We start from the raw sequence: 17,997 nt of genomic DNA, 5'->3' as shown, positions 1-17,997 counted from the left end.
TTATCAGGATTGTGGGCGAGCGGCTTTTTCCGCATGCCCAGAGAGACCGAAACGCCGGTCCAATTCGTCCAGCACCGCCTGGGGGTGCTGGTCCAGTGCGGCCAGCATCACCAGGCTGTGAAACCAGAGGTCGGCGGTTTCGTAGATCAGGTCGCTGGCGTCTCCGCTGGCTGCAGCATCCTTGGCTGCCAGTATGGTTTCCACCGACTCTTCGCCGACCTTTTCGAGAATCTTGTTGAGTCCCTTGTGGTAGAGGCTGGCGACATAGGAACTGTCTGCCGCGGCGCCTTTGCGGGCTTCCAGCACCTCGGCCAGACGGGAAAAAGTATCACTCATGTGCGTGCTCCGCGTATATCGCGCGCGGGTCCTTTAGAACCGGTTCGACGGCCTTCCAATCGCCATTCTCGAAGACCCGGTAGAAGCAGCTTTCGCGACCGGTATGACAGGCGATGCCGCCGACTTGCTCGACCAGCAGCACGATCACGTCGGCATCACAGTCCAGGCGCAGCTCGTGGAGCTTTTGCACGTGGCCGGATTCTTCGCCCTTGCGCCACAGCTTGCCGCGCGAACGTGACCAATAGATGGCGCGGTGCTCCGCAGCGGTCAGCTCCAGCGCTTCGCGGTTCATCCAGGCCATCATCAGGATGCGCCCGGTTTGATGGTCCTGGGCGATCGCCGGTACCAGCCCGTCTTCGTTCCAGTTGATTTGGTCCAGCCAGTTCATCGAATTCTCCACTCTGTACGCGCAGTGTGCCAGCCTGCCCGACCGCTGGCTATCGGCGTACCACGATGTAGATGCCGGCTGCCAGCATCAACCAGGCAGGCCAGGTGGCCAGCGCGGAAAGGCTTTCAGCGGCCGCCGCCAGCGTGGCGCCCCCGGCTAGCAACGCAGCGCCAACCAGGCGCAATGGCCAGTGGTGATGGTGCTCGCGCCAGGGCGGCGGCGGGTTATTCGCATGGGGTCCGGACATTCGCTCGAGCAGCTCGCGGGTCATCCCGGCAAGATGCGGCAACTGCTCGATCTGCGCCTGGGCATTCTTCAGCAGCTGCTTGGGACTCATGCGCTCGCGCATCCAGCGTTCAAGGTACGGCTGGCCGGTGGTCCACAGATCGAGCTCCGGGTACAGCTCGCGGCCCAGGCCTTCGATGTTGAGCAGCGTCTTCTGCAACAACACCAGCTGCGGCTGGACCTCCATGTTGAAGCGACGGGCAACCTGGAACAGGCGCACCAGCAACTGGCCGAAGGAGATGTCCTTCAACGGCTTCTCGAAGATCGGCTCGCAAACGGTACGGATCGCCGCCTCGAATTCGTTGACCTTGGTCTCTGCCGGCACCCACCCCGAGTCGATGTGCAGCTGCGCCACCTTGCGGTAGTCACGCTTGAAGAAGGCCATCAGGTTGCGCGCCAAGTAATCCTGATCTTCCGGTGTAAGGCTGCCGACAATGCCGAAGTCGACCGCGATGTACTGCGGATTCCACGGCTGGTGCGTGCTGACGAAAATGTTGCCGGGGTGCATGTCGGCATGGAAGAAGCTGTCACGGAAGACCTGGGTGAAGAAGATCTCCACACCGCGCTCGGCCAGCTGTTTCATGTCCGTGCGCTGCTCGGCCAGGCGCTTCATGTCAGTCACCGGCACGCCGTAGATGCGCTCCATCACCAGCACCTGCGGGCGACAGTAATCCCAGTAAACCTGCGGGACGTAGAGCAGCGGCGAGCCTTGGAAGTTGCGCTTGAGCTGGCTGGCGTTGGCCGCTTCGCGCAGCAGATCGAGCTCGTCGTAGATGGTCTTGGCGTAGTCGTCGACCACTTCCACGAGATGCAGGCGGCGCGCCTCGTTGGAGGCGCGTTCGGCCGTCTTCGCCAGCAGGAATAACCAGGCAATGTCCTGGCTGATGATCGGGCGCAGATTCGGCCGCACGACTTTCACCACGACTTCTTCGCCGCTGCGCAATCTGGCCGCATGCACCTGGGCGACCGAGGCGGACGCCAGCGGCTTGCTGTCGAACCGCGCGAACACCTCGCCGACCGGCGCACCGAGCTCGCGCTCGATGAGTGCCGTGGCGACTGCGGAGTCGAACGGCGGTACCCGATCCTGAAGCATGGCCAGCTCTTCGGCGATATCCAGCGGCAGCAAGTCGCGGCGGGTCGAAAGAATCTGGCCGAACTTGATGAAGATCGGCCCCAGCCCTTCCAGCGCCAGGCGCAGACGCGCTCCTCGCGAGAGTTCGGTGCGCCGGCGCGGCAGCCATCGCCATGGCAGCAGGTAACTGGTTGTGCGCAGCCACCACGGCATCGGCAGATCTAGAATAATGTCGTCCAGGCGGTAGCGGATCACCACCAGCAGGATGCGAAACAGGCGGCGGGCCGCGGCGAACAGCTTCATTCGGATCGGTCTGGTTTCTGGGAGTGGGTGAGCCGCTCGATGCGGGCTTCGAGTCGGTCGAGGTCGAGCTTGAGGCGGTCGAGCTCAGCGAAGCGCGTTTCAGCCTCGGCTGTGCCGATCAGGGTGCGTGATTCTTCGCTGAGGTATTCGGCCAGGTTCTGCTGCAGGCTGTCGGCAGTCTGCCGCAACCAGGTGGATTGGCTCCGCGCGCCGGAACCGAGCAGATGCGCGCCGACCGGCCCCAGCCAGCGCGATACCTCGTATTCCCAGTCCAGCTCGAGATCCTGCAGAACTTCGGCGAGGTTCAACAGCACGCCGCTGTCGCCGTCGATTTCGACATTCGGGCCATGCAGGATGGCCGTCTTGTTGCGGCTGGTCGCCAGGCGCAGCAGGTCCGTGGCGGAAGCGCGCAGGCGGCAATCCGGCTCACTGCCCCATTGCGTTGCTAACCGCAGGCCATCGGCATCGGCCAGGATGAACAGTTTCCACGCCGGTGCCGTGCAATCCACTTCGATGATCCGGCCACTGAGCCTGGCCAGCCGCGGCAGGGCGGTCGGATCCAGACGCAGAACTCGGTTGAGGCCGCGCTCAGCACCGGCCAGCAGGGCGGCGCGCAGCATCAGGGCTTGATGCCGCGATGCAGGGCGACGATGCCGCCGGTCATGTTGTGGTAGGTGACGCGCTCGAAGCCGGCGTCGGCCATCATGCCCTTCAGCGTTTCCTGGTCCGGATGCATGCGGATCGACTCGGCCAGGTAGCGGTAGCTCTCGGAATCGTTGGTGATCAGCTTGCCCATCATCGGCAACAGGCTGAACGAGTAGGCGTCGTAGGCTTTCGAGAACAGCGGATTGGTCGGTTTGGAGAATTCCAGTACCAACAGCCGTCCGCCGGGCTTGAGTACGCGCAGCATGGATGCGATGGCATCTTCCTTGTGCGTCACGTTACGCAGGCCGAAGGCGATGGTGACCACGTCGAAGTGGTTGTCCGGGAACGGCAGCTTCTCGGCGTCGGCCTGGACGAACTTCACGTTGCCGGCCACGCCCTTGTCGAGCAGGCGGTCACGGCCGACCTTGAGCATTGACGCGTTGATATCGGCCAGCACCACTTCGCCGGTCGGGCCGACGATGCGTGAGAACTGGCGCGCCAGATCGCCGGTGCCGCCGGCGATATCCAGCACGCGGTTGCCGTGGCGCACGCCAGACAGCTCGATGGTGAAGCGCTTCCAGAGGCGATGCACGCCGCCGGACATCAGGTCGTTCATCAGGTCGTATTTGGCGGCTACAGAATGAAATACCTCTGCCACCTTCTGCGCTTTTTCGCTCTCCGGCACGTTCTTGTAGCCGAAGTGGGTGGTGGCTTCTGCGTCACGCTCTTTGCGGGGATCGGTCATGTCACTTTCACCGGAAGAATGTGCCGGCATTCTAAACCTAAAAGCATCCTTGAGCGCCAAGCCGCGAGCGGCAAGTCAGCGCAGCCCATGGCTGGCGGAGGCGGCCCAACAGCTGGCTCAGACTCCGCAACTGCTATAGTGCGCGCCTTTTTTAACAGCAGTCAGGAGTTGCCATGGCCCGCATCATCGTCGAGCGCAACCACAGCCTTGGCCGGGACGCCGCGCGTGAGAAGGCGGAGCAGCTGGCGGCGAAGCTGGAACGCGATTTCGGCGTGCGCTGCGAGTGGAAGGGTGACGTACTGGAAGTGCGCCGCAGCGGCGCGGACGGGCGTATCGAGGTGGAGGAAGACCGGGTCCGTGTGTTGCTCAATCTCGGCCTGCTCATGTCGGCCATGGGCGCCAGCGTTCAGGCGCAGATCGAGCGAGCCCTGGACAAGGCGCTGGCAGCCTGACGCGGGCCTGGTCGTAAGGTGGATGTGGTTTTTTACATCCGCCGTGATACCTGCCGGTGGATCGATGAGTCGCGATTCACCCGACCAGCGCCCTAGGATCGGTCTTTAGAGCATCATCTTCACTGGCGAGATGTCCGGGTCTCGAGACTGCCCCGCGGTGGCCAGCGCAGCGAGGTAATCGGCCCACAGTTGTTGATGATCGACGGCCAGATGGTGCAGGTAATCCCAGGTATACAGTCCGCTGTCGTGGCCGTCGCTGAAGATCAACTTCAGCGCGTATTGCCCGGCTGGCTCGATGCCATCGAGTGCAACGTTGATCTTGCCGGTCTGCAAGATCGGATTGCCATGGCCCTGCACTTCGGCGGAGGGGGAGTGCACACGCAGAAATTCGGCGGTTAGCACGTAGCGCTGCTCCGAACCGTACTCCAGCTCCAGCGTTTTCGATGCCTTGTGTAGCTTGATCGCGGTGGGGATACGCATGGGCCTGCTCCGTCGGAATTTGAAGCTTGAAGCCAGCGCTTCTACGTTCAGCGACAGGCTTCCAGCGTCCAGCTGCTTTACAGAATGTAGCGCGACAGGTCTTCGTCTTCGGCCAGTTCGCCGAGGTGGCTGTTGACGTAGGCGGTATCGATGCGGATCGGTTCGCCGTTCTGCTGGCCGGCCAGGTCGCCAGCGCTGAACGATACCTCTTCCAATAGCCGCTCGAGCAGTGTGTGCAAGCGGCGAGCGCCGATGTTCTCGGTCTTCTCGTTGACCTGCCAGGCGATCTGCGCCAGGCGCTTGATGCCGTCATCGGTGAATTCGATGCCCAGCCCCTCGGTCTTCAGCAACTCGCGATACTGCTCGGTGAGCGAGGCATGCGGTTCGGTGAGGATGCGTTCGAAGTCTTCCGGCGACAAGGCCTTGAGCTCGACGCGGATCGGTAGGCGACCCTGGAGTTCCGGTACCAGATCACTGGGTTTGGACAGGTGGAAGGCACCGCTGGCAATGAACAGGATGTGGTCGGTCTTGACCATCCCCAGCTTGGTGTTGACCGTGCTGCCTTCGATCAGTGGCAGCAGATCGCGCTGAACGCCTTCGCGGGACACATCGGCGCCACCGGTGTTGCCGCGCTTGGCAACCTTGTCGATCTCGTCGATGAAGACGATACCGTGCTGCTCCACCGCTTCGAGCGCGCGGGCCTTGAGTTCTTCCTCGTTGACCAGGCGCGCGGCTTCCTCGTCGCGTACCAGCTTGAGCGCGTCCTTGATCTTCAGCTTGCGGCTTTTCTTCTTGCCCTTGCCCATGTTGGAGAACAGGTTCTGCAACTGATTGGTCATCTCCTCCATGCCGGGCGGGGCCATGATTTCGACGCCAGCCGGGCTCTCGGCGACTTCGATATCGATTTCCTTGTCATCCAGCTGGCCTTCGCGCAGCCGCTTGCGAAACAGCTGGCGAGTGTTGGAGTCGGTGCTCTGCACCGGCTCGTCGCCGAATCCCGCTGGGCGTGCCTGGGGCAGCAATGCGTCGAGGATGCGCTCTTCAGCGGCGTCCTCGGCGCGATGGCGCATCTTCACTACTTCCTGTTCACGCAGCATTTTCAGGGCAGCATCGGCGAGATCGCGGATGATCGACTCCACGTCGCGGCCGACGTAGCCGACTTCGGTGAACTTGGTCGCTTCCACCTTGATAAACGGCGCGTTCGCCAGCTTGGCCAGGCGACGGGCGATTTCGGTCTTGCCGACGCCGGTCGGGCCGATCATCAGGATGTTCTTCGGGGTGACTTCCGGGCGCAGCTCGGCGGACAGCTGCATGCGCCGCCAGCGGTTGCGCAGGGCGATGGCGACGGCACGCTTGGCGTCGTCCTGGCCGATGATGTGGCGGTTGAGTTCGTGGACGATCTCGCGGGGCGTCATGGACATGGTGCGGTACTCCGGGGCTCGAGGGCGATCAGTTCGCGCTGTCGAGCTCCTCGATGGTGAGATTCTGATTGGTGAAGACGCAGATGCTGCCGGCAATGTTCAGCGCCGTCTCGGCGATTTCCTGCGCGCTCATGTCGTCGCCGCCCTTGCGCATCAGCGCCATGGCGGCGGCCTGGGCGAAACCACCGCCGGAGCCCATGGCGATCAGGTCGTCCTCGGGCTGCACCACGTCGCCGTTGCCGGTGATGATCAGCGAGGCATCCTTGTTGGCGACGGCGAGCATGGCCTCGAGACGGCTCAGCGAACGGTCGGTCCGCCAGTCCTTGGCCAGCTCCACAGCGGCGCGCACCAGGTGGCCCTGGTGTTTTTCCAGCTGGCCCTCGAAGCGCTCGAACAGGGTGAAGGCGTCTGCGGTGGCACCCGCGAATCCGGCCAGGACCTGGCCGTGATACAGGCGCCGAACCTTCTTGGCGTTGCCTTTCATGACGGTGTTGCCGAGGGAAACCTGGCCGTCGCCGCCCATGACGACTTTGCCGTTGCGGCGCACTGAAACGATGGTGGTCAAAGGAAAATCTCCACGCAGCGGGGCGATGAATGCCCGAATGCGGTTGATATGGGGGACGCTGCCACGCATTTCAACCGGCGTTCGGGATTCGCGTCCCCCCGACGCCCTGTACTGCCTATCGGCGCGGATCAGTGGGTGAGATCGTCGGCGGCACCTTGCCAGCCGCTGGCGTCGGCGCCGATGGCGCGGGGCGATGAGCTATGTGCACAGCAGCATGGGTGCTAAATATGCACCGGGCTGCCTATTGCAGCGCGAAATCCAGCTGACGCCAGGCCTCGTAAACGGCGACGGCAACGGTGTTGGACAGGTTCAGGCTGCGGCTGTCGGGGCGCATCGGTAGACGCAGGCGTTGCTCGTTCGGCAGTGCATCGCGGATCTCCGGAGGCAGGCCGCGGCTCTCGGGGCCAAACAGAAACGCATCGCCGCGCTGGAACTGCACCTGATGGAAGGGCTGTGAACCCTTGGTGGTAAAGGCGAACAGGCGAGGGTGGCCGAGGCTCTCGAGGCAGCTGTCGAGATCGGGGTGTCGCTTGAGCGGCGCGTACTCGTGATAATCCAGCCCGGCGCGGCGTAGCCGCTTGTCATCCAGCTCGAAGCCCAGCGGCTCGATCAGGTGCAGGCTGCAGCCGGCGTTGGCGCAGAGCCTGATAATGTTGCCGGTATTAGGCGGAATCTCCGGCTGGAAAAGGATCACATGGAACATGCGCGGCACCGACTCAGAAAACGACCGGCATTCTACTGCGGCAGGCGATCCGTTACGTCGTCATCGTCGGCGCTTTTTCGGCTCGCTGGTGTTGCTTGGGCTGTTGTTCGGCTCGTTCCTTGGTCACATCTTTCGGCCGGAGCCGGTGGAGTTGTTGCGCGTCGTGCCGGTAGCCAGTGGGCTGCAGCTATGGTTCAACCGCGAGCCGGAGCTATACAGTCAGGACGTCGATGGCGCTGTCGGAATGCTTTTTCAGTCCAAGGGCAGTGCCGACGCCGGGCGCATTGAAATCGAGGGCGCCGCCAGTGCGGGTTGGCGTGTGCAAGCGACGGAGAAGGGTTTGCTGCTGCATTTCGTGGCGACCCGACCGCTTGTAGCCGATTGGTCGGGGGAAAAGATCGACGGCGAATGGCGCTTGCTGGTCAAGATCAAGCCGCGTTGAAGCGAGCCGGTTTGACCGCGGTTGCCGGGTCAGCCTTCGTCTCCCTCGTCCTCGTCCGCGCTGTCTCCGCCCATGCCCAGTTCCTTGATTTTGCGCGTCAAGGTATTCCGCCCCCAGCCTAGCAACAGGGCCGCATCGCGGCGCCGTCCGGCGGTGTGCTTGAGCGCGGTCTCGATCATGATGCGCTCGAATTCCGGCACCGCCTCGTCGAGCAGGTTCGATTGGCCCCGCGTCAGCGCCAGGTCGGCCCAATGGCGCAGCGCCTGCTCCCAATTGTTCGACGGCATGGCATCGGCCGGCTGATTGAGCAGCTCCGGTGGCAGATCATCGACATGCACCTCGCGCCCGGACGCCATTACCGTGATCCAGCGGCATGTATTCTCAAGCTGCCGGACGTTGCCTGGCCACGGCAGGTTCTGCAGGTATTCCTCGGTTTCAGGCTTGAGCAGCTTGGTCTCGACTGCCAGCTCAGTAGCGGCACTGGCGAGAAAATGCGCGGCCAGCGTCGGGATGTCTTCGCGGCGGTCGGACAGGCGGGGGATGTGGATGCGAATGACGTTCAGCCGATGGAACAGGTCTTCGCGAAACTTGCCGGCCTGAACCAGGGTTTCAAGGTCCTGGTGCGTGGCAGCAACGATGCGCACGTCGACCTTGACCGGTATATGACCGCCGACTCGATAGAACTCGCCGTCCGCCAGGACGCGCAGGAGGCGGGTCTGGGTGTCGGCGGGCATGTCGCCGATTTCGTCGAGAAACAGGGTGCCGCCATCGGCCTGCTCGAAGCGGCCGCGACGCTGGTTGGCGGCGCCGGTAAAGGCGCCTTTCTCGTGACCGAACAGCTCCGACTCCATCAGGTCCTTGGGGATCGCGGCCATGTTCAGCGCAATGAAGGGCGAGGCCGAACGCGGGCTGTGGCGATGCAGGGCGTGGGCGACCAGTTCTTTGCCGGTGCCGGATTCGCCATTGATCAAGACCGTGATGTTGGAGTGGGAAAGGCGACCAATGGCGCGGAACACCTCCTGCATCGCCGGTGCTTCGCCAATGATCTCCGTCGTGTGGCGCGGGTCGGCTGGCGGCTTGAGGCCTTGCTGCTCCTTCGCGTGCTGATTCGCGCGCTTGACCAGGGACACGGCATCATCGACGTCGAAAGGCTTGGGCAGGTACTCGAAGGCGCCGCCCTGATAGGACGCCACTGCACTGTCGAGGTCCGAATGCGCGGTCATGATGATCACCGGCAGGCGCGGGTAGTGATCGCGGATCTGCGCGAGCATGTCGAGGCCGCTGATGCCGGGCATGCGGATGTCAGAAATGATCACGTCCGGCTGTTGCCGCGCGAGCTTCGCCAGTACGCCATCGGCACTGTCGAAACTCTCGGTGGTCATGCCCGCCTGTTGCAGCGCTTTCTCCAACACCCAGCGGATGGAGCGGTCATCGTCGACAATCCAGACAGTTTCGCTGCGACTCATGCGGTTGGTGCTCCTTGTTCCAGCGGTAGGAAGATCGAGAACGCGGTATGCCCGGGATGGCTTTCGCATTCGATCAGGCCCTGGTGCTGGCTGATGATGTTCTGGGTGATGGCCAGGCCCAGCCCGGTGCCGTCAGGGCGGCCGCTGACCATCGGGTAGAAGAGGGTGTTCTGCAGTTCGGCGGGGATGCCCGGGCCGTTGTCGATGATTTCGATTCGCGCCACCAGGCGATGGCGGATATGGCCAATGGTGAATTGGCGCAGCGAGCGAGTGCGCAGCGTCAGGCGGCCGAGCCCCAGTTCGGATTGCCCGGCAAGCGCCTGCATGGCGTTGCGCATGATGTTGAGCACGGCCTGAATCATCTGTTCGCGATCCATCAGCACCTCGGGAATGCTCGGGTCATAGTCGCGCACCAAAATGAGGCTGCCCTGGCATTCGGCTTCGATCAGGCTGGCGACATGTTCGAGAATCTCGTGAATGTTGGTCACGGCCAGCGATGGCAGCTTGTTCGACCCGAGCATACGGTCGACCAGATTTCGCAGGCGATCAGCCTCCTCGATAATGACTTCGGTGTAGTCCTTGAGGTGCTCTTCGGGTAGTTCGCGTGCCAGCAGCTGGGCTGCACCGCGTATACCACCGAGCGGATTCTTGATCTCATGGGCGAGGCCACGCACCAGCATCTTGGTGGTTTCCTGCTTGGATAGCTGCGCCTCTTCCTTGGTGATACGCAGTAGCCGGTCGCGTGGCAGCACTTCCAGCAGGAGCATCGTCTCCTGCTTCGTCAGTACCGGCGTCACGGCGTAGTCCACGGTCAGCGACTGCCCGCTGGCGGAGGTCAGTGTCGCTTCCCGCTTGGTGAATGGATGTGCTTGTTCGACAGCGAGGCGCAATGCGGCCAAGGCTTCGGACGATTCAGTGAAGAGTTCGCTGATGAACTGGCCGTGGCTGCGCTGGCCGCTGACTGCCAGCAGCATCTCGGCAGCGGGATTCATGTATTCCAGGCGCAACCTTGAATTCAGCAGCAGGGTGGCGGTGGTGAGATTGTCGATCAGCAGGCGCTGTAGGGCTTCGTTGATCATGGCAGTCTGCGTCCGGGGTGTAAGGCAGCAAATGCAAGAAGCAAACCAATGCGCACCATTTCGGGCACGGCGCCGGGAGCTCTAGGGCTCCAGAGCAGGGCGTCGAACGAGGAAGGGCAGCGCTAAATCAGATGACTGACTCTATGCACCATTCCGGTGCATAGAATGATCATAGAAAGGGCACGAATGGAATGTCTTTCTTTTCCTTCGGCTTGTCTTTCAACGCGCACTCGGGGCGGACGCCGTAGTCGCCCTTCTTGCATGGGTTGACCATGCGGCGCTGCGCAAGAGAGGTGCGCATCATGTGGAATACACGGGGCGCGCTGGACTGCAGGCTCTCACCTTGACTATCGATAACGTCGACCATCAGCTGGTGGCTGCCTCGGTCGACGTTTTGCAGCATCACTACAGGGCTCTCGCCCGGCGCGCCTGCCGGGGCGCCATCGAGTAACACGCGATATTGGTGACCGGGATGCAAAGCGGGATTACTGGTCACGCTGACTGTCAGCTCGCCGGCATTGTTGCGGATGGTGGCATCGGCAACGGGTTGCACGATATCGATCAAGGTGTAGCCGGGCATGGTTGGCTTGAGCACCTTGATCGCCTGCTTCAGTGGCGGCACGGGCTGGGCTGCCATGCTGTTGGCCGGTCTGGTCTCGACCGGTTCGGCTGCGTGGCCCGCGGGGCGATCGGTAAAAACTCGATTACCCTCGGCGTCGATATAACTGTAGATCGCCGCGCCAGCGGGTAGCGCGAGGGTCAGCAACAGGCCGAACAGGCCAAGCCGCAAAGCGCGCCTCATCGGCGTGCCGGGCTTGAAGTGTGCACCCGCTGAACGGTGAATTGTTCCTCGGCCTGCTGCACGACCTGCCCACCGCTGAGCACCTGCACTTCGAGCAGGTGGGTTCCGCGATCCACGTTGGTCAGCTGCAGTGCAGTCGTGGTGCTGGGTTCTGCCTGGGGAACGCCGTCGAGCAGGAAGCGGATCTGGTGGCCCGGCTTTAGCGGCGGATCGAGTTGGGCGTTAACGACAAAGGTGCCGCTGTTGGCTCGCAACGCCTGCTCATCCGGGATGCCGCCGATTGCGAGGCTTCGATAGGGCTGCCGTTGTCCCTCGCTGCGTTGCTCGTTGGCAAGCGGTGGCGGGGCGTCGGGCGTCTGGATGTTCACGGTGTTGGCGGGTGGAAGATCGACAGCGTTTGCCTCGACGCCCTCGGGAGGTTGATTGGTGAAGACAGTGTTGCCCTTGTCGTCGGTGTATTTGTAGATCTGCGCCATGGCGGGGGCGATGACGATGAGCAGCAGGCTGAACAATGCAATGCGCATAGGAAGCTCCGCGTTAGGGATGATTGGAAGCCTTGCACCGCTCCGGCGGCTAGGCAAGTGCAACCGTTGCGATTTGCGATCGACGCCACTGCGGCCGCTTGCCGTAACGTGGGTTGCTGGCTAGTGACACCGCAGAAACGAAAAAGCCTCCCGAAGGAGGCTTTTCAGTCACGCAAACTGGCTTAGACGCTGTAGTACAGGTCGTATTCCAGCGGATGCACGAAGGTGCGGACCTTGATTTCTTCCTCGCTCTTCAGCTCGAGGTAGGCATCGATGAAGTCGTCGCTGAACACGCCGCCCTTGGTCAGGAACGCACGGCCCTTGTCGAGTTCTTCCAGCGCTTCCTTCAGGCTTCCGCAGACCTGCGGGATCAGCTTGCCTTCTTCCGGCGGCAGATCGTACAGGTTCTTGTCAGCGGCATCGCCAGGGTGAATCTTGTTCTGGATGCCGTCCAGACCAGCCATCAGCAGTGCGGCGAAGCACAGGTAGGGGTTGGCGGCCGGGTCCGGGAAGCGCGCTTCGATACGGCGGGCTTTCGGGCTGGAGACGTACGGAATACGGATCGAGGCGGAGCGGTTGCGAGCCGAGTAGGCCAGCATAACCGGAGCTTCGAAACCCGGGACCAGACGCTTGTAGGAGTTGGTCGACGGGTTGGTGAAACCGTTCAGCGCCTTGCCGTGCTTGATGATGCCGCCGATGAAGTACAGCGCGGTATCGGACAGGCCGGCATAGCCTTCGCCGGAGAAGGTGTTCTTGCCATCCTTGGAGATGGACATGTGCACGTGCATGCCCGAACCGTTGTCGCCGTACAGCGGCTTCGGCATGAAGGTCGCTGTCTTGCCATAGGCATCGGCCACGTTGTGCACGCAATACTTCAGGGTCTGGACTTCGTCAGCCTTCGCAACCAGCGTGTTGAACTTCACGCCGATTTCGTTCTGGCCGGCAGTCGCCACTTCGTGGTGGTGCACTTCGATGACCAGGCCCATCTCTTCCATGGCGTTGCACATGGCCGTACGGATTTCGTGGTCGTGGTCGCACGGGGGAACCGGGAAGTAACCGCCCTTGACGGCTGGGCGATGGCCCTTGTTGCCGCCTTCGACGTCCTGGTCGGTCATCCAGGAGCCCTGCTCGGAGTAAATCTTGAACATCGAGCCGGAGATGTCGGACTTGAACTTCACTTCGTCGAAGATGAAGAACTCGGGCTCCGGGCCGACGAATACGGTGTCGCCGATGCCGGTGGACTTGAGGAACTCCTCGGCGCGCTTGGCGATCGAGCGCGGGTCACGGTCGTAACCCTGCATGGTGCTCGGCTCGACGATATCGCAGACCAGGATCAGGGTCGGCTCTTCGGTGAACGGGTCCAGCACGGCAGTCTCGTCGACCGGCATCAGGATCATGTCGGACGCTTCGATGCCCTTCCAGCCATGGATGGAGGAGCCGTCGAACATCTTGCCGTGCTCAAAGAAATCTTCGTCGTGGGCATCACGAGCCGGGATGGTGACGTGGTGCTGCTTGCCTTTGGTATCAGTGAAGCGCAGATCAATCCACTTCACATCGTAATCTTTGATCAGTTGAAGCGACTTCGACATGGTGTTCTCCAAGTGGTGGAAGCTGACTGGCGCTTCCGAATCAGGGTGAAGCCGGGCGGCGATGTTCCGCCAAGGCGATCTGCCTCACAAGGGAGCAAATTGCATGCCAGCGCTCTGTATTGGCGCTTGATGCCTGCTGACGGGGTCTTGCCGTGCAGGCGCGACGCGCGACGCCGCACGGCAGTGTTTTCCTGCACTGTATTGGTGCAACGTTGCTTGGGGTTGTTCAATTTGAGTGCGCATAAGGTGCGTTTGATAAAACTGCCTAAAGCTTGATCAATTTCCGATATACTCCGCCCCCCTCTTTTCACGCCTTGCCAGCGCACGCGCTGTTTCCATGAAGCTGATCGTCAAAGTATTCCCAGAAATCACCATCAAGAGCCCGCCGGTGCGCAAGGGCTTCATTCGCCAGTTGGCGAAGAACATCCGCACCGTGCTGCGCGACCTCGATCCCGAACTGCGGGTGGAAGGGGTGTGGGACAACGTTGAGGTGGAAACTGCGCTCAGCGACGCGAAAATCCTGCAGCAGATGATCGAGCGCCTGCGTTGCACACCGGGCATTGCGCACTGCCTGGAAGTCCACGAGTATCCACTGGTCGACCCAGAGGACATCGTCGAGAAATGCAAGGCGCACTTCGCTGATCGGCTGGCTGGCAAGATCTTCGCCGTGCGCTGCAAGCGCGCCGGCAAGCACCCGTTCAGCTCGATGGATGTCGAGCGGCTCGTCGGTAGTCGGTTGCGCGAGGAATGCGGCGCGGCCGGTATTTCGCTGAAGGCGCCGGAAATCGAAGTGCGGATGGAAATTCGTGATCAGCGCCTGTTCATCGTTCATGCCCAGCATGACGGGATCGGCGGCTATCCGCTGGGTGCGCTGGAACAAACGCTGGTGCTGATGTCTGGCGGCTTCGACTCCACTGTGGCGGCATACCAGATGATGCGCCGCGGGCTTATGACGCATTTCTGCTTCTTCAATCTTGGCGGCCGCGCCCATGAGCTGGGCGTGATGGAAGTCGCCCACTATCTATGGAAGAAGTACGGCAGCTCTCACCGCGTTCTGTTTATCAGCGTGCCCTTCGAGGAAGTCGTCGGCGAGATTCTCGAGAAGGTCGACAATAGCCAGATGGGCGTGGTCTTGAAGCGCATGATGCTGCGCGCCTCCACGCAGATCGCCGAGCGCCTGCATATCGATGCGCTGGTCACTGGCGAGGCGATTTCCCAGGTGTCGAGCCAGACGCTGCCGAATCTGTCGGTGATCGACTCGGCCACCGATATGCTGGTGCTGCGACCACTGATCGCCAGCCACAAACAGGACATCATCGATACCGCCTTCGAAATCGGCACCGCCGAGTTTGCCAAGAACATGCCCGAGTACTGCGGCGTGATCTCGAAGAACCCGACCACCAAGGCCAAGCGCTACCGCATCGAACACGAAGAGAAGCAGTTCGACATGGCGGTGCTCGAGCGCGCCATGGCAAACACGCGCCAGGTGGCGATCGACCGAGTGATCGACGAGCTGGGCCAGGATTTGCAAGTTGAAGAAGTCATCGAGGCGAGTGCCGGGCAGGTGGTGCTCGACATTCGCCATCCTGACCTTGCCGAGGACGAACCTCTGCAACTGCAGGGCATCGAAGTGCATACGCTGCCGTTCTATGCACTGAACAACCGTTTCAAGGAGCTGGACGTGAATCGCCAGTACCTGCTGTATTGCGATAAAGGTGTCATGAGCCGCCTGCATGCTCATCATCTGTTGAGTGAGGGGCATGTCAATGTGCGCGTTTATCGTCCGAGCTAAACAGCCCGGCCTGCTAGGCGGCAGTATCCGCCATCGCCCTCCCGACCCGCTGCGCGGCTAAATTGCCGCGACACGTCGTTAACGAGCTCTTCCCTTCATCCAATTTTTCGCGTTGGGCCGCTTGAGGCATTTGCCGTGCAGTCCATCCCAACTACGAGACCACTACTGTGATCGAGAATCTACGTAACATCGCCATCATTGCTCACGTTGACCATGGCAAAACCACCCTGGTCGACAAGCTTCTGCGTCAGTCCGGCACCCTGGAGCGCGGCGAGCTCAACGACGAGCGCGTGATGGACTCCAACGACCAGGAAAAAGAGCGCGGCATCACCATCCTGGCCAAGAACACCGCCATTCGCTGGAACGAATACCGCATCAACATCGTCGACACCCCCGGCCACGCCGACTTCGGCGGTGAAGTGGAGCGCGTGATGTCGATGGTCGACTCCGTGCTGCTGCTGGTCGACGCCCAGGACGGCCCGATGCCGCAAACCCGCTTCGTGACCAAGAAGGCCTTCGAAGCCGGCCTGCGCCCGATTGTCGTGATCAACAAGGTCGACCGTCCGGGCGCGCGTCCTGACTGGGTGCTGGATCAGATCTTCGACCTGTTCGACAACCTCGGCGCCACCGAAGAGCAGCTGGACTTCCAGGTCGTCTACGCCTCGGCCCTGAACGGCATCGCCGGTCTGGATCACACCGACATGGCCGAAGACATGACGCCGCTGTACCAGGCCATCGTCGACCACGTACCGGCTCCGAACGTCGATATCGACGGCCCGTTCCAGATGCAGATCTCCGCGCTGGACTACAACAGCTTCCTCGGCATCATCGGTGTCGGCCGTATCGCCCGTGGTCGCGTCAAGCCGAACACCCCGGTCACCGCCATCGACATGCATGGCAAGAAGCGTAACGGCCGTATCCTCAAGCTGATGGGTCACCACGGTCTGCACCGCGTCGACGTCGACGAAGCCACCGCCGGTGACATCGTCTGCATCAGCGGTTTCGACGAGCTGTTCATCTCCGACACCCTGTGCGACCAGAACAACGTCGAAGCGATGAAGCCGCTGACCGTCGACGAGCCGACCGTTTCCATGACCTTCCAGGTCAATGACTCGCCGTTCTGCGGCAAGGAAGGCAAGTTCGTCACCAGCCGTAACATCAAGGAGCGCCTGGACAAGGAGCTGCTGTACAACGTGGCCCTGCGCGTCGAGGAAGGCGACTCGGCTGACAAGTTCAAGGTCTCCGGTCGTGGTGAACTGCACCTGTCGGTACTGATCGAGAACATGCGCCGCGAAGGCTTCGAGATGGGCGTAGGCCGTCCCGAAGTAATCATTCGTGAAGTCGATGGCGCCAAGCACGAGCCGTTCGAGAACGTCACCATCGACATTCCTGAAGAAGCCCAGGGCAAGGTCATGGAAGAGATGGGCCTGCGTAAGGGCGATCTGAGCAACATGGTGCCGGATGGCAAGGGTCGTGTGCGTCTGGAATACAACATCCCGGCCCGTGGTCTGATCGGTTTCCGTAACCAGTTCCTGACCATCACCAACGGTGCAGGCATCCTGACCTCGATCTTCGACCGTTACGACGTGATGAAGTCCGGCCAGATGTCCGGCCGTCAGAACGGCGTACTGGTGTCGATCGATACCGGCAAGGCACTGACCTATTCCCTGGAAACCCTGCAGGCGCGCGGCAAGCTGTTCGTCGAGCACGGGCAGGAAATCTACAACGGTCAGATCGTCGGCCTGAACAGCCGTGACAACGACATGGGCGTGAACCCGACCAAGGGCAAGAAGCTCGACAACATGCGCGCTTCGGGCAAGGACGAAACCATCGCCCTGGTTCCGCCAGTTCGCTTCACGCTGGAGCAGGCTCTGGAATTCATCCAGGACGATGAGCTGTGCGAAGTGACGCCGAAATCGATCCGTCTTCGCAAGAAGATCCTCGACGAAGGCGAGCGCAACCGCGCTGCGAAGAAAGCCAAGGCTTGATTCCCGCTTAGCTGCAACGAAAAGGCGCCTTAGGGCGCCTTTTTGCTGTCTGCGAGTTGATCGCGTTACTGACGAACCCAGGTCTGGCTGCGCCCCAGCGCCTCGATGCCGATGTAGCCGCGCACCTCCAGCTTGTCGCCACCGACGCGAGGCTGACCAGGCTGCGTGTCCGGCTACTTGATGCCCAGGCGCCTTGCCAAGCGATGCAGATTGCCGGTGTCGAGTTGCAGCTCGCGGGCGGTGGCCGACCAGTTGCCGTTGAAGCTCTCCAGCGTCTGGCGAATCAGGCGCCCCTGGAATTCGTCGAGTGCCTCGCGCAAACCAACGCCGGGCAGGCCGGCGGGTGCCGGTGGCAGCTGGCTGACGGTGGCAGTCGGCCCTTCCAGGCAGAAATAGGACGGTTTGAGCAGCACCTCTCCCGTGCCCTGTTCGGCCCGCGCCAGTACCGCGGCGCGGTGGATGGCATGCTCCAGTTCGCGCACGTTGCCAGGCCAGGGGTAGCGCTGCAGCAACGTCAGCGCGGCCTTGCTCAGCGCCAGTCCGCCGAGGCCCAGCTGGCTGCGGCATCGTTCGCAGAAGAAACCGCTGAGCAAGGCGATGTCTTCCTGCCGCTCGCGCAGTGCCGGCACCCTGATCGGGAACACGCTGAGGCGGTGGTAGAGGTCGGCACGAAACTCCCCGGCCAGCACCGCGCTTTTCAAGTCGCGGTTGGTGGCGGCGAGGATGCGCACGTTGACCTTGAGGCTGCGGTCGTCGCCGATGCGCTGCAGGTCGCCGTACTGCAGCACGCGCAGCAGCTTGGCCTGCAGGGTCAGCGACAGCTCGCCGATCTCGTCGAGGAACAGGGTGCCCTTGTCCGCCATCTCGAACTTGCCGGCGCGGTGGTGGATGGCACCGGTGAAGGCGCCCTTGACGTGGCC

At 62.1% G+C, this 17,997-nt stretch carries 19 protein-coding genes and 1 pseudogene; 4 read left to right on the top strand and 16 right to left on the bottom strand.

Annotation, left to right across the window (positions count from 1 at the left end; genetic code table 11):
* Positions 1–3: 3 nt before the first annotated feature.
* Genes PSTU_RS0107890 through ubiE form a run of 5 tightly spaced genes read right to left on the bottom strand, consistent with a single transcriptional unit; the run spans position 4 to position 3,774 of the window.
* Positions 4–336, bottom strand: coding sequence for a phosphoribosyl-ATP diphosphatase (locus PSTU_RS0107890; protein ID WP_019340500.1), 333 nt, complete (start codon positions 334–336; stop codon positions 4–6).
* Complete coding sequence (gene hisI, locus PSTU_RS0107885) at positions 329–724, bottom strand: phosphoribosyl-AMP cyclohydrolase (protein ID WP_019340499.1); 396 nt, start codon at positions 722–724, stop codon at positions 329–331. Before hisI ends, PSTU_RS0107890 begins: the two co-directional genes overlap by 8 nt.
* A gap of 49 nt (positions 725–773) precedes the next feature.
* Positions 774–2,384: a ubiquinone biosynthesis regulatory protein kinase UbiB gene (gene ubiB / locus PSTU_RS0107880; RefSeq protein ID WP_019340498.1), complete on the bottom strand. Its 1,611-nt coding sequence runs from the start codon at positions 2,382–2,384 to the stop codon at positions 774–776.
* Positions 2,381–3,004 carry an SCP2 domain-containing protein gene (locus PSTU_RS0107875; RefSeq protein ID WP_019340497.1) on the bottom strand — a complete coding sequence of 208 codons (624 nt, stop codon included), beginning with the start codon at positions 3,002–3,004 and terminating at the stop codon, positions 2,381–2,383. The genes ubiB and PSTU_RS0107875 overlap by 4 nt, the downstream gene beginning before the upstream one ends.
* Positions 3,004–3,774, bottom strand: a complete 771-nt coding sequence (gene ubiE / locus PSTU_RS0107870) for a bifunctional demethylmenaquinone methyltransferase/2-methoxy-6-polyprenyl-1,4-benzoquinol methylase UbiE (protein WP_029404672.1) — start codon at positions 3,772–3,774, stop codon at positions 3,004–3,006. The genes PSTU_RS0107875 and ubiE overlap by 1 nt, the downstream gene beginning before the upstream one ends.
* 173 nt (positions 3,775–3,947) lie before the next feature.
* On the opposite strand from ubiE, the gene PSTU_RS0107865 reads away from it, so the two are divergent.
* The gene (locus PSTU_RS0107865) at positions 3,948–4,226 is read left to right on the top strand and encodes a polyhydroxyalkanoic acid system family protein (protein WP_019340495.1); all 279 of its coding nucleotides are present in this window, start codon (positions 3,948–3,950) and stop codon (positions 4,224–4,226) included.
* A 105-nt stretch (positions 4,227–4,331) separates the two neighbouring features.
* Here the strand turns inward: PSTU_RS0107865 and PSTU_RS0107860 are convergent, their stop codons facing one another.
* The 4 genes from PSTU_RS0107860 to trmL all read right to left on the bottom strand — a co-directional run bounded on the left by PSTU_RS0107860 (position 4,332) and on the right by trmL (position 7,395).
* The gene (locus tag PSTU_RS0107860; RefSeq protein WP_019340494.1) at positions 4,332–4,706 is read right to left on the bottom strand and encodes a gamma-butyrobetaine hydroxylase-like domain-containing protein; all 375 of its coding nucleotides are present in this window, start codon (positions 4,704–4,706) and stop codon (positions 4,332–4,334) included.
* 77 nt (positions 4,707–4,783) lie between these two features.
* Positions 4,784–6,127, bottom strand: coding sequence for an ATP-dependent protease ATPase subunit HslU (gene hslU / locus PSTU_RS0107855; RefSeq protein ID WP_019340493.1), 1,344 nt, complete (start codon positions 6,125–6,127; stop codon positions 4,784–4,786).
* A gap of 28 nt (positions 6,128–6,155) precedes the next feature.
* The gene (gene hslV, locus PSTU_RS0107850) at positions 6,156–6,692 is read right to left on the bottom strand and encodes an ATP-dependent protease subunit HslV (protein ID WP_021207298.1); all 537 of its coding nucleotides are present in this window, start codon (positions 6,690–6,692) and stop codon (positions 6,156–6,158) included.
* Between the two features lie 241 nt (positions 6,693–6,933).
* Complete coding sequence (trmL, locus tag PSTU_RS0107845) at positions 6,934–7,395, bottom strand: tRNA (uridine(34)/cytosine(34)/5-carboxymethylaminomethyluridine(34)-2'-O)-methyltransferase TrmL (RefSeq protein ID WP_019340491.1); 462 nt, start codon at positions 7,393–7,395, stop codon at positions 6,934–6,936.
* Between trmL and PSTU_RS0107840 the strand changes: the two genes are divergently transcribed.
* Positions 7,394–7,837 (top strand): hypothetical protein, encoded by a 444-nt coding sequence (locus tag PSTU_RS0107840; RefSeq protein WP_019340490.1) that lies wholly within the window; start codon positions 7,394–7,396, stop codon positions 7,835–7,837. The two genes, trmL and PSTU_RS0107840, sit on opposite strands and share 2 nt — an antisense overlap.
* A gap of 29 nt (positions 7,838–7,866) precedes the next feature.
* Here PSTU_RS0107840 and ntrC read toward each other — a convergent pair whose 3' ends face one another.
* The 5 genes from ntrC to glnA form a co-directional block, all read right to left on the bottom strand.
* Complete coding sequence (gene ntrC / locus PSTU_RS0107835; protein ID WP_019340489.1) at positions 7,867–9,303, bottom strand: nitrogen regulation protein NR(I); 1,437 nt, start codon at positions 9,301–9,303, stop codon at positions 7,867–7,869.
* Positions 9,300–10,382, bottom strand: a complete 1,083-nt coding sequence (gene glnL, locus PSTU_RS0107830; protein WP_019340488.1) for a nitrogen regulation protein NR(II) — start codon at positions 10,380–10,382, stop codon at positions 9,300–9,302. Before glnL ends, ntrC begins: the two co-directional genes overlap by 4 nt.
* Positions 10,383–10,551: 169 nt before the next feature.
* Entirely contained in the window at positions 10,552–11,184 is a 633-nt protein-coding gene (locus PSTU_RS0107825; RefSeq protein ID WP_019340487.1) for a DUF4124 domain-containing protein, read from the bottom strand.
* The gene (locus PSTU_RS0107820) at positions 11,181–11,708 is read right to left on the bottom strand and encodes a DUF4124 domain-containing protein (protein ID WP_019340486.1); all 528 of its coding nucleotides are present in this window, start codon (positions 11,706–11,708) and stop codon (positions 11,181–11,183) included. The genes PSTU_RS0107825 and PSTU_RS0107820 overlap by 4 nt, the downstream gene beginning before the upstream one ends.
* Before the next feature lie 182 nt (positions 11,709–11,890).
* The gene (gene glnA / locus PSTU_RS0107815) at positions 11,891–13,297 is read right to left on the bottom strand and encodes a glutamate--ammonia ligase (RefSeq protein WP_019340485.1); all 1,407 of its coding nucleotides are present in this window, start codon (positions 13,295–13,297) and stop codon (positions 11,891–11,893) included.
* Between the two features lie 337 nt (positions 13,298–13,634).
* Here glnA and thiI point away from each other — a divergent pair, with 337 nt between their 5' ends.
* Both thiI and typA read left to right on the top strand, forming a co-directional pair.
* Entirely contained in the window at positions 13,635–15,089 is a 1,455-nt protein-coding gene (thiI, locus tag PSTU_RS0107810) for a tRNA uracil 4-sulfurtransferase ThiI (RefSeq protein ID WP_019340484.1), read from the top strand.
* A 167-nt stretch (positions 15,090–15,256) separates the two neighbouring features.
* A complete protein-coding gene (gene typA, locus PSTU_RS0107805) occupies positions 15,257–17,077 on the top strand; it encodes a translational GTPase TypA (protein ID WP_019340483.1) in 1,821 nt (606 codons plus the stop codon).
* Between the two features lie 65 nt (positions 17,078–17,142).
* Here typA and PSTU_RS21275 read toward each other — a convergent pair.
* Both PSTU_RS21275 and PSTU_RS0107800 read right to left on the bottom strand, forming a co-directional pair.
* A pseudogene (locus PSTU_RS21275) lies at positions 17,143–17,220 on the bottom strand (DUF2147 domain-containing protein); the annotation flags it as partial.
* A 30-nt stretch (positions 17,221–17,250) separates the two neighbouring features.
* Positions 17,251–17,997, bottom strand: a 747-nt coding sequence (locus PSTU_RS0107800; RefSeq protein WP_019340482.1) for a sigma 54-interacting transcriptional regulator, incomplete at its 5' end; no start/stop codon positions are given.

The sequence above is a fragment of the Stutzerimonas stutzeri SDM-LAC genome (assembly GCF_000235745.1).
Taxonomy (GTDB): domain Bacteria; phylum Pseudomonadota; class Gammaproteobacteria; order Pseudomonadales; family Pseudomonadaceae; genus Stutzerimonas; species Stutzerimonas stutzeri_H.
This window is presented reverse-complemented; position numbering and strand designations above follow the sequence as displayed.